Here is a 14,319-nt window from a genome sequence, read left to right on the forward strand (position 1 = left end):
AGAATCCGCTGGATTACTGTGATTTAGTAACATATGTTTAACCGAACACAGCGCCTGACACCCACAAGACGAAGCGGAGAGGCATCCTCATGACCAGTTGGCTCGATGACGTATTCGGCGTACGGAAGCCGGTGATCGCGATGCTGCACCTGGCAGCACTGCCCGGCGATCCCGGCTTCGATTCGGCCGCAGGTATCAGGGCCGTCGTCGAACGCGCCAAGGCCGAACTCGACGCGCTGCAGTCCGGCGGTGTCGACGGCGTCATGGTCTCCAACGAGTTCAGCCTGCCGTATCTGACCAAGACCGAGCCGATCACGGCGATCACCATGGCCCGGGTGATCGGCGAGTTGCTGGGAGACTTCACCGTGCCCTACGGCGTCAACGTGCTGTGGGATGGCCGGGCATCGATCGACCTGGCGGTGGCCACCGGCGCGCAGTGGGTGCGCGAGATCTTCACCGGGGTGTATGCCAGCGATTTCGGGTTGTGGGACACCAATGTCGGCGAGGTGGCCCGCCATCGCGCCCGCATCGGCGGTGCCGGGGTCAAGCTGCTGTTCAACATCGTCCCGGAATCGGCGGTCTATCTGGCCGACCGTGATCTGGCCTCCGTCACGGCCACCACCGTCTTCGCGACCAAGCCCGACGCCATCTGCGTGTCCGGCCTGACCGCGGGCGCGTCCACCGACGCCCAGGCGCTGCGGGTGGTCAAGGACAATGCCGGTACCGTACCGGTGTTCGTCAACACCGGCGTGCGCGCGCACAATGCGGCCGAGCAATTGGCGATCGCCGACGGCGCGGTCGTGGGCACGTACTTCAAGGAGGACGGGGTGTTCGAGAACCGCGCCGTGGCCTCGCGCGCGGCCGAACTGATGGACGCGGTCAAGGAATTCCGTAAGTCGCTATGAGCGAGGAACTGCGGTTGCTGGCGATCGAGGCGGCGCGGCGCGGGGCGGCGATATGCCTGCAGCGCCTGGGCGAACCGGTGGACATCGCCACCAAGGGCGCGGCCGGCGACGTGGTGACGGCGGTGGACCGCGCCGCCGAGGAGACCGTCCGGGCGGTCCTGCTCGACGCCCGTCCCGAGGACGGGGTGCTCGGCGAGGAGTTGCCCGAGCACACCGGCTCCGGATCGGTGCAGTGGGTGGTCGACCCGCTCGACGGCACCACCAACTACATCCGGCGACTGCCGTTCTTCGGCACCTCGGTGGCGGCCCGTTCGGTGCATGACGGCTCCTGGCTGGCCGGCGCGGTGTGCGCGCCGGCCCTGGGAACCACCTGGAGTGCCGCCAAGGGGCTCGGTGCGCACGTCGATTCGGGCGCGGGAGAAACAAGGCTGCCGTTGTCGCTGATGACGTCCTCGATGCGGCTGCTGGGCACGGGACTGTCCTATGACCCCGGCCACCGGCGCAGGCAGTTGCGCGACCTCGCCGCGGCGATGGCCGAGTACACCGATATGCGCCGATTCGGGGCCGCCGCGCTGGACCTGTGCCTGGTGGCCCAGGGCAGCCTCGATGCCTTCGTCGAAGACGATCTGGCCGTGCACGATTGGGCGGCAGGTGCGTTGATCGCCGAGGAGGCCGGGGCGGTCGTGTCGCGGTCGCCGAGCGACGGGGTTTCAGCGCACCGGCGCTGAGCGCTCTGCTCGTTCGGCGTTCACGCACACCACCGAAACTCCCGACCCGCGCAGTGCCTCGACGGCGGGATGGGTCGAGGGGCCGTCGGTGACCAGGATCGAGATCGCCGATACCGGCGCAACATTGATCAGCTGCACCCGGCCCAGCTTCGACGCGTCGGCGGCCACGATCACCCGGTCCGCGGAGCGCATGGCGGCCTGCTTCACATTGCCCTCCTCGCGGTGGTACTCCGAGGCCCCGCGCCTGCCGTCCACGCCGGCGATCCCCATCACGTAGGTGTCGCAGTTGTAGCGCAGATAAAAATCCTCGGCCTCGGCACCGATCAGGCTCAACTCGCCGGGGCGTACCTTTCCGCCGGTCAGCAGGATCGTGGTGTCGGGTTCGTCGGCGAGTTCGATCGCGACCAGCACGCTCGGGGTGATGACGGTCAGCCCCAGATCCCGGCCCTTGATCGCCCGGGCGACCGCGAGCACGGTGCTGCCGCTGTCCAGGATGACGGTCTCGCGCGGTCGCAACAGGTCGGCCACCGCGTGGGCGATGTGCAGCTTCTCATCGGCCGATTCGGCGGCGCGGGCATCGAAGGACGGCTCGGTGGACTTCCCGCCGTAGGCGATGGCTCCGCCGAGCACCCGGCGGGCGATGCCCTGCTCCTCCAGGCGTTCGATATCGCGGCGGATCGTCATCTCGGAGACCTCGAATTCACCGGCCAGCGTGGCGAAGTCGACCTCGCGGTCGGTATGGATCCGGGCGGCGATCGCTGCTCGACGGGCGTGCGCGCTGAGACCGGCGGTCATGCCGTCAGTGTATGTGAAAGCTGTGAAATAATCACACAGATGCGGTGAGACGGTCCGGCGACTCCGCCGTCCGGCGCTCGCGCATCGACGCCCACAGCGCGGCGGTGGCCGCCGTACAGGCGCCGGCCCCGGCCACGTGCAGTGCAACGAGGGCCTCCGGGACACCGGTGAAGAACTGCACCGCGCCCAGCGCGCCCTGGGCGGCTACCAGGATCACCACCACGACCAGCCGGGTCCGCACCGGGCGCGGAGCACGCACCGCCGGCAGCGCGAAACCCATCGCCACCAGTAGCGACAGATAGGCGACCAGCAGCGAGGAGTGCATGTGCACCAGCGTCGTGATCTCCACTTCCAGGCGCGGTACCGGACGCTCCAAACTCTTGTCACCGGCGTGCGGCCCGGCGCCGGTGACCATCGTTCCGGTCACCAAAACCGCCGAGAGCGCCAGACCGCTCAGTGCGGTCAACTGACGCAACGGTTTCGGCACCACGGCCACCGGCTCGCCGGTGTCGGGTTCGCCGATCTTGGCGAACAGCAACACCGCCAACCACACCATCGCCATCGACACCAGCAGGTGGATGGCCACTGTCCACCACAGCAGTCCGGTGAGCACCGTGATACCGCCGATGATGGCCTGCGCCACCGTCGAGGCCGGCATCAGCCAGGCGTAGAACAGCACCTCGCGGCGACGCCGGGCGCGGATCACGGCGATCACGGCGGCGGCCGCGGTGAACACGACAAGGAAGGTCAGCAGGCGGTTGCCGAACTCGACGGCCTGATGGATGCCCGGCACCTCGGCGTGCGGTACCGGGGTGAAGCTGCCGGGGAAGCACTGCGGCCAGGTCGGGCAGCCCAGACCGGAGGCCGTGACGCGCACGATGGCCCCGGTGACCGCGATCCCGCCCTGGGTGAGGATCACCAACACGGCGATGATGCGCTGGGTGCGCAGGCTGGGCACGGGCAGCATGTCGACGAGTCGCAGGAAGAGACGTCCGACAGCCACGCCCCGATCGTAGAGCAGCGCTAACTACGCGGTGTAGTAGGGGCGACGAAGGGGACCAGTACCTCGTCGACCAGTTCGACCACCAGCTCGTCGGTGATCGGGTCGCCGGTGACCAGCAGCCGATGCCACAGCACGCTCTGTCCCAGCTCGCGGGCGAGGTGTACCGGCACGTCGGCCCGGACGTCACCGCGGGCGATGCCACGGGCCAGCAACGCGGCCATCTCCTCCTTGCGCCACGCCATGATCTCGTCGCGGAACATCCGGCCCAGGTCGTCGTCATCGGCCATCGCGGCGACGACCGCGCGCATGGTCGGGCCGGCGGGACCGGTGAACAGCTCCGCCCAGCCGCGCAGCACGGCCAGCATGTCGGCGCGATAGCTCCCCGAATCCTGATGGGGGATGGCCGACTTGGCGGTCCGCAGCAGCGTGTCGCGAAGCAGGTTGCGTGCGTCGCTCCAGCGCCGGTACAGCACCGGCTTGCTGGTGCGGGCGCGGGCGGCGACGGACTCCATGGTCACCGCGGCCGGCCCGCCCTCACTCAGCAGTGCCACGACGGCCGACCGGATGGCCGCGTCGAGTTGCTCCCCGCGTCGGCGCATCGCCATACCTCCCGATAGGAAACGCTTGCGTTTCTAACAATACGAGCATAGCGTCAGACGTAAGAAACGCTGACGTATCTCGGAGGTCGCCATGACACGCCCCGTGCTGTACCCGCTGCGCACCGTCGACACCGCCACCGTCGACTACCTGAACGGGCCGCACCGGCGTCGCCGCGTGACGATCGTGCACCGCCCGCTGCCCGGCGTGACACCGGAGATGCTGCTGGACTGGTTCAGCCACCTGGGCGGCACCATGCGTTACGGCGACGAGGTGATCCCGCGCTACCTGGCCTGGCACCCGATCGACCACATCCGCTGGGAACTGGCCCGTCCCGCGCGCACCGGCGGTGCCGCCGAGGGCGCGCGGTTCCGCATCGTCGAGGCCTTCCAAGGGCGTCCGCAATACCGGGTCGACGTCGTCGACCGCGTGGAGAAGTTGGATGCGACCGGGATCCGACTGGTCCAGCGCGTCGCCGGTGTCATCGTCTTCCAGCTTGAGCACACCTGGTCACCGGGGGTCGAGGGTGCCCATTACGTCAGCGTCCTGGACGTGGGTGCCCGATCGGGCCTGCTGGGCCCGATCAACGCGCTGCTGCACCGGCGATTCCCCGACGACATGATGCGGGCCTGGGTGCGGCACAACATCGAGGAGGTCGGTCAGTTGGAGTTCCTGCTGCCGGCGCTCAGCACCAGATCGCCAGCCGCTGACCGCGTTCGTTGATCTGTGGCAGATCCGGCAGGCTGAACGCCGCGCCGGTCGCGATGCGATGCGCGCTCCAGGCCGCGGCCGCCGCATCCAACACATCGTCGGCGGGGACCGCGGCCACCGCGGCGCCGAGATCCTCGGGGATGTCGATACCGTGGCCGGCCAGGATGCGCAGCCGCGCCCGCTGCCCGCGCCAGCTCTTCTTCCTGCCGTCGGTGACCAGCAGGCCCATCTCGGAGAAGGACAGCTCGGGGTGCACCTCGAACAGCGGCAGCGCCGAGCGCGCGTGCAGCTCTTCGGCTTCCAGGAACTTCCGCCGTAGCCCCCAGGTCTGGATGCTGATGCCCGAACCGGTGAGCGCCCTGGCCGTGGCGGTGGCCGCGGCGTGATCGGGCGCGTCGAACACCGGGCGCGGGGGCATCACGAACAGGCTCGAGGCGCGGGCACCGAGCCTGCGCTGGGCGGCTCGGTCGGAGCTGCGCGCCTCGCGGTCCATCAGCCCGAGCGGGATGTCCACGCCGACCGCGTCGGCGCCGGGTACCGCGGCAACGAGGCCATCCAGGCACGGGTGCACATGCGCGGCGCGGAACCGGCCGTCGTGCAGTTCGATACCGATCCAGCCGTTGCGCCAGCCGTCGACACCGAGCACGGTGGTCATCGGCTCAGGTGAAGCGGAACCAACGAAGCGCGGCCAGCGCCGAGAGCGCGCCCCAGGCCAGCAGGACCGCGATCCCGAACCAGTCCACCGACAGCGTCATCGCCTGGGTGAGTGATTCGGTGAGCGCGCCGGATGGTGTCAGCCGGGCGATCCAGCGCAGCGCCGCCGGCACCGGGCCGCCGTCGAGCGTCAGCGCGCCGAGTGCGGCGAAGACGAACCACAACAGATTGGCCAGGGCCAGCACGATCTCCGAGCGCAGCGTGCCGCCCAGCAGCAACCCCAACGCGGCGAAGGTGGCCGTGCCGATCGCGATCACCACCGCGCCGAGCGCCAGGGCCGCGACATCCGGTCGCCAGCCCAGTGCAATGCCGATGGCGCCCAACAGGATCGACTGCAAGAAGACGACGGCGACCACGGCCAGCGACTTCCCGGTGACCACACCCCAGACCGGTAACGCGGTGGCGCCCAGCCGCTTCAGCGCGCCGTAGCGGCGGTCGAACGCGACGGCGATCGCCTGGCCGGTGAAGGCCGTCGAGATCACCGCGAGCGCCATGATCGCGGGGGTGAAGATCGCCGCCCGGTCGGCACCGAACTCGCCCAGCGGCAGCAGGGTCAGCCCCACCAGCAGCGTGATCGGGATGAACATGGTCAGCAAGAGCTGTTCGCCGTTGCGCAACAACAGTTTGAGCTCGAGGTTGAACTGGGCGGCCAGCATCCGGCGGACCTCGGCCGGCCGAGGATCGGGGGAGAAGGTCCCCGCGGCGAAACGATTCGTGGTCATCGCAGCTCCCGGCCGGTCAGATCGAGGAAGACATCTTCCAGGCTGCGCTGCTCGACCCGCATATCGGTGGCCAGCACGTCCACCCGGGCGCACCACGCCGTCACGGTGGCCAGCACCTGTGGGTCGATATGACCTTCCACGAGGTATTCGCCCGCGGTCGTTTCGACGGCCCGGTAGTTCTCCGGCAGCGCCGAGATCAGCAGCGAGAGGTCGAGTTTCGGTGGTGCGGTGAAACGCAGCTGGTTCTCGGCGCCGCTGCGCATCAGTTCGGCCGGGGTGCCGGCGGCCACCGTCGAGCCGTGGTCGATGATCACCAGCCGGTCGGCCAGTTCCTCGGCCTCGGTCAGCTGGTGTGTGGTCAGCACGACGGTGACACCGTCGCGGCGCAGCGCGTCGATCAGTTCCCACACGACGATCCGGGCGTGGGCATCCATGCCGGCGGTCGGCTCGTCGAGGAACACCAGTTCCGGGCGGCCGACGACGGCGCAGGCCAGCGCCAGGCGCTGCTGTTGTCCGCCGGACAACCGGCGGTAGGTGGTGCGGGCGGCGTCGGTCAGGCCGAGCGTTTCCAGCAGCCATTGCGGATCCAGCGGGTTGGCGGCGTAGGAGGCGACCAGATTGAGCATCTCGCCGGCGCGGGCGGCCGGATAGCCGCCGCCGCCCTGCAGCATGACGCCGATGCGCTCGCGCAACCGGGCGTTGTCGGCGGTCGGGTCCAGACCGAGGATCTCGATGCTGCCCGAATCGGGTCGCAGGAACCCCTCGCACATCTCGACGGTCGTCGTCTTGCCGGCCCCGTTCGGGCCGAGCAGCGCGAACACCTCGGCGCGATGCACCTCGAGATCGAGGGTGTCGACCGCGGTCGTCGGTCCGTACCGCTTGGTCACCTCGCGCAGGCGCACGACAGCTTCAGAACCGGTGGTCACGGGGATTCAGCGTAGGCGTCGGGTCTGGCGGTCGGTGGCTGTGGTCCGGGTCGCGAATCATCCGGCCCCGGTGGCGGCAGTCCGCGCCACGGCAGTCTGCGGTAGGTGATCGCGATGAGGATCAGCACGATCACCGCGCTGGCCACGGTGGCGTCCACGATCTGGAACAGGGCGAACCGGTCACCGTTGGCCGTCGGCCCGAAAATGCCCACGACCAGTGTCATCGCTATCGCCGAGCCGCGGAATCCAGGCCGGGTGGCCCACGTCGCCAGCGGGATGATGGCCCACAGCAGGTACCAGGGCTGAACCACCGGGAACAGCAGCACGCTGGCACCGAGCGCCACACCCAGCCCGCCCACCGGGTGCAGTCGGCCGCGCAGGACGGCCAACAACAACCAGGTGACCAGGACTGCGATGATGCTCACACCGATGAATCGGGTGAGACCGAGCACGGCGGTGGTGTGATCGCCCAGACCGAGCAGGATCCCGACCTGCCCGGTGCCCAGCGCGATGAGCGTCGGGGGCGACATCCAGGATCGCACCACGTTGGCGGTGCCCAGGGTGAACAACCACCCGAAGCCAAGCCCGCTGGCCCACCCGATGATCGCCATCACCGCCAGCGACAGGGTGCCCAGCGAGAAACTCGCCGCCAGGAAGGCCTTGACGGTGCCGCCCCAGTGCCAGGCCAGCGCCATCACCACGAAGCCCATGGCCAGCAGCGCGGGCAGCTTCACCTGTGAGGACATCGTGATCAGGACCGTGCCCGCGGTCAGCATCGCGGTCGGCTGCGCCGACATCCGCCAGGTGCCCTCGCGGACCCCGTCGATACCGCGCAACGCGAACTCGGTGCCGGCCAACATCAGTCCGAGCATCAGCGCCTCGTTGTGGATCCCGGCCACCAGGTGCATGAACAGCAGCGGATTGCACGGTCCCAGCCACAGCGCGCTGACCTCCGCGACGCCGCACCGCTGGGCCAGCCGCGGCGTGGCCCAGACGATCAGGCCGACACCCAGCAGCACCACCAGCCGGTGACACAGCACGGCCGCGACGATGTTGTCGCCGGTGATCACGGATATGCCCTCGCCGATCCACAGGAACAGCGGTCCGTACGGGGCAGGGGTCTCGCGCCACAGGCTGGGCACCGACAGGGTGAAGACGTGATCGAGCCCCAGCCCGGGGGCCGGGCCCACCTTGTAAGGATCCAGACCGAGGTGGGCGATCTGGCTCTGCGCCAAGTAGGAGTAGACGTCCTTGCTGTACATCGGCGGTGCGATCAGCAGCGGCAGCAGCCACAGCAGCAGGGTGCGGTCGAGCTGGCTGCGCGACATCTTGTGCGGGCCGAGCGCGAACCGTCCCAGCATCAGCCAGGCCAGCGCCATCATCACCGCGCCGGTCGTCGTCATGGTCAACGAGACCGTCTGGATGCGCGAGGGCAGATTGAGCAGCCGCACCCCGAAGGTCGGATCCTGGACCACCGGCCGCGCTCCGGCACCGAGCGCGCCGATCGCCATCAGGACCGTGCCCGTCGCCCCGAAGACCCGGGTGCGACGCAGCGAGATGACTTCGGCATCGTTCAGCGGTGAGCCGACCGACCGCTCGTCGGCGTGCCAACGGGCGACCGCGGAACTGAAGGACCCGAGGGCGGTCATTCGAGCAGCGTAGCGGCCGCCGGGATGAGGCCCGAAGTGGTTAGGGTCGCCTTGCTGGAACCGCCGACCGAATTCCGTCACAATGGTGTTGTGAAATTACGTCCGGAGGCTTCGAGCGCGGCTGGTGTCGTGCTGTCTTCGGTGTCCTCGGACGGTCACACCCGCAGTGCGATCGTCCAGATGCTGCTGGAAGGCCCGGTCACCGCCGGTGACATCGGCTCCCGACTGGGCATCTCGGCGGCCGGTGTCCGCCGGCATCTCGACGCGCTGATCGACGCCGGTGACGCGCAGGCCAGTGCCGCCGCGGCCTGGCAGCACAACGGTCGTGGACGTCCGGCCAAGCGCTACCGGCTGACCGCGGCCGGTCGTGCCAAACTCTCGCACGCCTATGACGATCTGGCCGCCGCCGCAATGCGCCAGCTTCGCGAGATCGGCGGGGACGAGGCGGTGCGGACCTTTGCCCGGCGCCGCATCGACAGTCTGCTGACCGGCGTAGACGACGCCTCCGTCACCGGCGATGTCGAGCAGACCGCGGACGAGGTTGCCGCCGCGCTCACCGATGCCGGTTATGCGACGACCACCACACCGGTGGCCGGTCCGCGCTCCGGTGTACAGATTTGCCAACATCATTGCCCGGTATCACATGTGGCCGAGGAATTTCCCGAGCTGTGTGACGCTGAACAAGAGGCGTTCGCCGAGATCCTGGGCACGCACGTGCAGCGGCTGGCCACCATCGTCAACGGTGATTTCGCCTGCACCACCCACGTTCCACTGAGCAGTACGCCGGGCCACGGCCCGGCCGGCTCCGATGAGCCCGCCCCAGTTCGGCCCGCAGCCCGAGCCGAATCCACCACCACACAAGGAGTGTCGCAATGACCCTCACCCCGGAGAGCCCGCTGACCCAGGAAGAGACCATCGCGTCCCTGGGCAAGTACGGCTACGGCTGGTCGGACTCCGACGTCGCCGGTGCCAGCGCCCAGCGCGGCCTGAACGAGGCTGTAGTGCGCGACATCTCGGCGAAGAAGAGCGAGCCGGAATGGATGCTCGACATCCGCCTCAAGGCGCTGCGCACCTTCGACAAGAAGCCGATGCCCAACTGGGGCTCCGACCTGGAGGGCATCTTCTTCGACAACATCAAGTACTTCGTGCGCTCCAGTGAGAAGCAGGCCGCCACCTGGGATGACCTGCCGGCCGACATCAAGAACACCTACGACAAGCTCGGCATCCCCGAGGCCGAGAAGCAGCGCCTGGTCTCCGGTGTCGCCGCCCAGTACGAGTCCGAGGTGGTCTACCACTCGATCCGCGAGGACCTCGAGGCCCAGGGTGTGATCTTCCTGGACACCGACTCCGGTCTGCGCGAGCACCCCGAACTGTTCAAGCAGTACTTCGGCACCGTGATCCCGGCCGGCGACAACAAGTTCTCCGCGCTGAACACCGCGGTGTGGTCCGGCGGCTCGTTCATCTACGTGCCGAAGGGCGTACACGTCGACATCCCGCTGCAGGCCTACTTCCGGATCAACACCGAGAACATGGGCCAGTTCGAGCGCACGCTGATCATCGTCGACGAGGACGCCTACGTGCACTACGTCGAGGGCTGCACCGCGCCGATCTACAAGAGCGACTCTCTGCACTCGGCGGTCGTGGAGATCATCGTCAAGCCCGGCGGCCGGTGCCGTTACACGACCATCCAGAACTGGTCGAACAATGTCTACAACCTGGTCACCAAGCGGGCCCGCGCCGAGGCCGGCGCCACCATGGAGTGGGTCGACGGCAACATCGGGTCCAAGGTGACCATGAAGTACCCGGCCGTGTGGATGACCGGTGAGCATGCCAAGGGCGAGGTGCTCTCGGTGGCGTTCGCCGGCGAGGGCCAGCACCAGGACACCGGCGCCAAGATGCTGCACCTGGCGCCGAACACGTCGAGCAACATCGTGTCCAAGTCGGTGGCCCGCGGCGGTGGGCGTGCCTCCTACCGTGGCCTGGTCCAGGTCAACAAGGGCGCGCACGGCTCCAAGTCGAGCGTGAAATGCGATGCGCTGTTGGTCGATACCATCAGCCGCTCCGATACCTACCCCTACGTCGACATCCGTGAGGACGACGTCACCATGGGGCACGAGGCCACGGTGTCCAAGGTCAGCGAGGATCAGCTGTTCTACCTGATGAGCCGCGGCCTGACCGAGGACGAGGCGATGGCCATGGTGGTACGCGGCTTCGTCGAGCCGATCGCCAAGGAACTGCCGATGGAGTACGCCCTCGAGCTCAACCGGCTGATCGAACTGCAGATGGAAGGCGCGGTGGGTTAGTGCCACAGGACATCACGACAGCGGTCGAGGGCGGCGCGAAGCCGGGCTCGATCCTGAACGCCAACAAGGGCGAGCTGTTCGCATCCTTCGACGTGGACGCCTTCGAGGTGCCCGGTGGCCGCGACGAACTGTGGCGGTTCACCCCGCTCAAGCGGCTGCGCGGCCTGCACGACGGCACCGCCGGGGCCGACGGCAAGGCCACCGGATCCGCCCTCATCGAGGTCACCGAACGCCCCGGTGTCACCGTCGAGACCGTGTCGCGCGACGACGACCGACTCGGCCAGGCCGGTGTGCCGTCCGACCGCGTTGCCGCCCAGGCATATTCGTCGTTCGAGAACGCGACGGTGGTGACCGTGGCGCGGGACACCGAGGTCGCCGAGCCGATCGAGATCACCATCGCCGGACCCGGCGAAGGCAATGTGGCCTACGGCCACCTGCAGATCCGCGTCGAAGAACTGTCACGCGCCATCGTGGTGGTGGATCTGCGCGGCAGCGGCACCTACGCCGACAATGTCGAGATCATCGTCGGCGACTCCGCCGGTCTCGGGGTCATCTGGATCGCCGACTGGGACGACGACACCGTGCACGTCAGCGCCCACCACGCCCGGTTGGGCAAGGACTCGGTGCTCGGGCACGTCAACGTCACCCTCGGCGGTGATGTGGTGCGCACGACGGCCAATGTGCGCTTCACCGCTGCAGGTGGTGATGCCAAGATGCTGGGCACCTACTTCGCCGACGACGGCCAGCACTTCGAATCGCGGCTGCTGGTCGACCACGCGGTGCCCAACTGCCGCTCCGATGTGCTGTACAAGGGTGCGCTGCAGGGCGATCCGTCCTCGGACAAACCCGACGCGCACACCGTCTGGATCGGTGACGTGCTGATCCGCGCCGAGGCCACCGGCACCGACACCTTCGAGATCAACCGCAACCTGGTGCTCACCGACGGCGCCCGCGCGGACTCGGTGCCCAACCTGGAGATCGAGACCGGCGAGATCGTCGGCGCCGGACACGCCAGTGCCACCGGCCGTTTCGACGACGAGCAGCTGTTCTATCTGCGCGCCCGCGGTATCCCCGAAGAGCAGGCCCGCCGACTGGTGGTGCGCGGCTTCTTCAACGAGATCATCGCCAAGATCGCCGTGCCCGCCGTGCGCGAGCGCCTCACCGAAGCCATCGAACGAGAACTAGCCATCACGGAATCGAGAAGTTCACAGTCATGACCACACTGGAAATCAAAGATCTGCACGCATCGGTCTTCACGCCCGAGGGTGAAGAGGTACCGATCCTCAAGGGCGTCGACCTCACCGTCAAGTCGGGGGAGACCCACGCGGTCATGGGCCCCAACGGGTCGGGCAAGTCGACGCTGTCCTACGCCATCGCCGGTCACCCCAAGTACACCGTCACCTCCGGGTCGATCACCCTGGACGGCCAGGACGTGCTGGAGATGAGCATCGACGAGCGCGCGCGGGCCGGCCTGTTTTTGGCCATGCAGTACCCCGTCGAGGTGCCGGGTGTGTCGATGTCGAACTTCCTGCGCACCGCGGCCACCGCCGTGCGCGGCGAGGCACCCAAGCTGCGGCACTGGGTCAAGGAAGTCAAGGGCGCCATGGGCGACCTGGACATCGACCCGACCTTCGGCGAGCGCAGCGTGAACGAGGGTTTCTCCGGCGGCGAGAAGAAGCGCCACGAGATCCTGCAGCTGTCGCTGCTCAAGCCCAAGATCGCGATCCTCGACGAGACCGATTCCGGTCTGGACGTCGACGCGCTGCGGGTCGTCAGCGAGGGTGTGAACCGGTACAAGGACGCCGAGGACGGTGGCGTGCTGCTGATCACGCACTACACCCGCATCCTGCGCTATATCCAGCCACAGTTCGTGCACGTGTTCGTCGGCGGTCGGATCGTCGAATCGGGCGGCCCGGAACTGGCCGACGAGCTCGAAACCAACGGCTACGTCCGCTTCACCCAGGCAACGCCCGCTTGAGGAAGGAGTTCCGGGTATGACCGTGTCCGATACCCGTTCGGCAGCACTGGATCTGGAGGGGATCGCCCGCATCCGGGCCGACTTCCCCATCCTGAACCGGGTGATGCGCGGCGGGTGTCAGCTGGCCTACCTGGACTCGGGGGCCACCTCGCAGAAGCCGCTGCCGGTGCTCGATGCCGAGCGCGCCTTCCTCACCACCTCCAACGGCGCCGTGCACCGCGGTGCCCACCAGTTGATGGAGGAGGCGACCGACGCCTACGAACAGGGCCGCGCCGATATCGCGGCCTTCGTGGGCGCCGACTTCGACGAGCTGGTGTTCACCAAGAACGCCACCGAGGCGATCAACCTGGTTGCGTACGCGTTGGGGGACAGCCGCTTCGAGGGAGCGGTCGGTCCGGGTGACGTCATCGTCACCACCGAGCTGGAGCACCACGCCAATCTGGTGCCGTGGCAGGAACTGGCCCGGCGCACCGGCGCCAGCCTGCGCTGGTACGGCGTCACCGACGACGGCCGTATCGACCTGGATTCCCTGCAGCTCGACGAGCGGGTCAAGGTGGTGGCCTTCACCCACCATTCGAATGTGACCGGCGCGCTGGCCCCGGTGGATGAACTGGTGGCCCGGGCCAAGGCGGTCGGCGCGCTGACCGTGTTGGACGCCTGCCAGTCGGTGCCGCACCAACCCGTCGATCTCCACGCACTCAGCGTCGATTTCGCCGCGTTCTCCGGGCACAAGATGCTGGGACCGACGGGGATCGGCGCCCTGTACGGGCGCCGCGAGCTGTTGAACGCGCTGCCGCCGTTCATCACCGGTGGCTCCATGATCGAGACCGTGACCATGGAGGCGACGACCTTCGCGCCGGCACCACAGCGGTTCGAGGCGGGCACCCCGATGACCTCCCAGGTGGTCGGTCTGGCCGCGGCGGCGCGCTATCTGGACTCCATCGGCATGTCGGCGGTCCAGGCCCACGAGCAGTCACTGGTGGCGGCGGCGCTGGCGGGTCTGGCCGAGATCCCGGGTGTGCGGATCATCGGGCCGCAGTCCACCGAGCGACGCGCCTCGCCGGTGAGCTTCGTCGTGAACGGCGTGCACGCGCATGACGTCGGCCAGGTACTCGACGACGACGGTGTCGCGGTGCGCGTGGGCCACCATTGCGCGGCGCCGCTGCACCGGCGGTTCGGGATCAGCGCCACGGCGCGGGCCTCCTTCGCGGTGTACAACACCCTCGACGAGGTCGATCGGCTGGTGGCCGGCGTCCGGCGCGCGGTGGAGTTTTTCGGGCGCTGATGC

Annotated in this window: 15 protein-coding genes; 8 read left to right on the top strand and 7 right to left on the bottom strand. The window is 68.4% G+C overall.

Annotated elements, in window-relative coordinates:
- The first annotated feature begins 89 nt into the window (after window positions 1–89).
- Window positions 90–905 carry a BtpA/SgcQ family protein gene (locus ACWDUN_RS04995; protein WP_449925346.1) on the top strand — a complete coding sequence of 272 codons (816 nt, stop codon included), beginning with the start codon at window positions 90–92 and terminating at the stop codon, window positions 903–905.
- On the top strand, window positions 902–1,633 hold the full coding sequence (locus ACWDUN_RS05000; protein ID WP_449925349.1) for an inositol monophosphatase family protein: 732 nt from the start codon (window positions 902–904) through the stop codon (window positions 1,631–1,633). Before ACWDUN_RS04995 ends, ACWDUN_RS05000 begins: the two co-directional genes overlap by 4 nt.
- Here ACWDUN_RS05000 and ACWDUN_RS05005 read toward each other — a convergent pair.
- From ACWDUN_RS05005 to ACWDUN_RS05015, 3 genes are read right to left on the bottom strand one after another with little or no spacing between them, the layout of a single operon-like run.
- A complete protein-coding gene (locus ACWDUN_RS05005; RefSeq protein WP_449925352.1) occupies window positions 1,616–2,428 on the bottom strand; it encodes a DeoR/GlpR family DNA-binding transcription regulator in 813 nt (270 codons plus the stop codon). The genes ACWDUN_RS05000 and ACWDUN_RS05005 overlap by 18 nt on opposite strands.
- Before the next feature lie 31 nt (window positions 2,429–2,459).
- Window positions 2,460–3,431 carry a COX15/CtaA family protein gene (locus ACWDUN_RS05010; RefSeq protein ID WP_449925354.1) on the bottom strand — a complete coding sequence of 324 codons (972 nt, stop codon included), beginning with the start codon at window positions 3,429–3,431 and terminating at the stop codon, window positions 2,460–2,462.
- 20 nt (window positions 3,432–3,451) lie between these two features.
- On the bottom strand, window positions 3,452–4,036 hold the full coding sequence (locus tag ACWDUN_RS05015; protein ID WP_449925357.1) for a TetR/AcrR family transcriptional regulator: 585 nt from the start codon (window positions 4,034–4,036) through the stop codon (window positions 3,452–3,454).
- An 85-nt stretch (window positions 4,037–4,121) separates the two neighbouring features.
- On the opposite strand from ACWDUN_RS05015, the gene ACWDUN_RS05020 reads away from it, so the two are divergent.
- Window positions 4,122–4,751 carry a hypothetical protein gene (locus ACWDUN_RS05020; protein WP_449925359.1) on the top strand — a complete coding sequence of 210 codons (630 nt, stop codon included), beginning with the start codon at window positions 4,122–4,124 and terminating at the stop codon, window positions 4,749–4,751.
- On the opposite strand, the gene ACWDUN_RS05025 is transcribed toward ACWDUN_RS05020, so the two are convergent.
- From ACWDUN_RS05025 to mptB, 4 genes are read right to left on the bottom strand one after another with little or no spacing between them, the layout of a single operon-like run.
- A complete protein-coding gene (locus tag ACWDUN_RS05025) occupies window positions 4,714–5,394 on the bottom strand; it encodes a DUF429 domain-containing protein (RefSeq protein ID WP_449925362.1) in 681 nt (226 codons plus the stop codon). The two genes, ACWDUN_RS05020 and ACWDUN_RS05025, sit on opposite strands and share 38 nt — an antisense overlap.
- 4 nt (window positions 5,395–5,398) lie before the next feature.
- Window positions 5,399–6,175, bottom strand: coding sequence for an ABC transporter permease (locus ACWDUN_RS05030; protein ID WP_449925364.1), 777 nt, complete (start codon window positions 6,173–6,175; stop codon window positions 5,399–5,401).
- Window positions 6,172–7,101: an ABC transporter ATP-binding protein gene (locus ACWDUN_RS05035; protein ID WP_449925367.1), complete on the bottom strand. Its 930-nt coding sequence runs from the start codon at window positions 7,099–7,101 to the stop codon at window positions 6,172–6,174. The genes ACWDUN_RS05030 and ACWDUN_RS05035 overlap by 4 nt, the downstream gene beginning before the upstream one ends.
- Window positions 7,098–8,750 carry a polyprenol phosphomannose-dependent alpha 1,6 mannosyltransferase MptB gene (gene mptB / locus ACWDUN_RS05040; RefSeq protein WP_449925369.1) on the bottom strand — a complete coding sequence of 551 codons (1,653 nt, stop codon included), beginning with the start codon at window positions 8,748–8,750 and terminating at the stop codon, window positions 7,098–7,100. Before mptB ends, ACWDUN_RS05035 begins: the two co-directional genes overlap by 4 nt.
- Before the next feature lie 24 nt (window positions 8,751–8,774).
- Here mptB and ACWDUN_RS05045 point away from each other — a divergent pair, with 24 nt between their 5' ends.
- Genes ACWDUN_RS05045 through ACWDUN_RS05065 form a run of 5 tightly spaced genes read left to right on the top strand, consistent with a single transcriptional unit; the run spans window position 8,775 to window position 14,316 of the window.
- Complete coding sequence (locus tag ACWDUN_RS05045) at window positions 8,775–9,626, top strand: helix-turn-helix transcriptional regulator (protein ID WP_449925372.1); 852 nt, start codon at window positions 8,775–8,777, stop codon at window positions 9,624–9,626.
- Window positions 9,623–11,053, top strand: coding sequence for a Fe-S cluster assembly protein SufB (sufB, locus tag ACWDUN_RS05050; RefSeq protein ID WP_449925375.1), 1,431 nt, complete (start codon window positions 9,623–9,625; stop codon window positions 11,051–11,053). Before ACWDUN_RS05045 ends, sufB begins: the two co-directional genes overlap by 4 nt.
- Window positions 11,053–12,270, top strand: coding sequence for a Fe-S cluster assembly protein SufD (gene sufD / locus ACWDUN_RS05055; protein ID WP_449925377.1), 1,218 nt, complete (start codon window positions 11,053–11,055; stop codon window positions 12,268–12,270). Before sufB ends, sufD begins: the two co-directional genes overlap by 1 nt.
- A complete protein-coding gene (sufC, locus tag ACWDUN_RS05060; protein WP_449925379.1) occupies window positions 12,267–13,031 on the top strand; it encodes a Fe-S cluster assembly ATPase SufC in 765 nt (254 codons plus the stop codon). The genes sufD and sufC overlap by 4 nt, the downstream gene beginning before the upstream one ends.
- Before the next feature lie 16 nt (window positions 13,032–13,047).
- On the top strand, window positions 13,048–14,316 hold the full coding sequence (locus ACWDUN_RS05065; RefSeq protein WP_449925382.1) for a cysteine desulfurase: 1,269 nt from the start codon (window positions 13,048–13,050) through the stop codon (window positions 14,314–14,316).
- Window positions 14,317–14,319 lie beyond the last annotated feature (3 nt).

It is taken from the genome of Mycobacterium sp. NPDC003323, assembly GCF_053589535.1.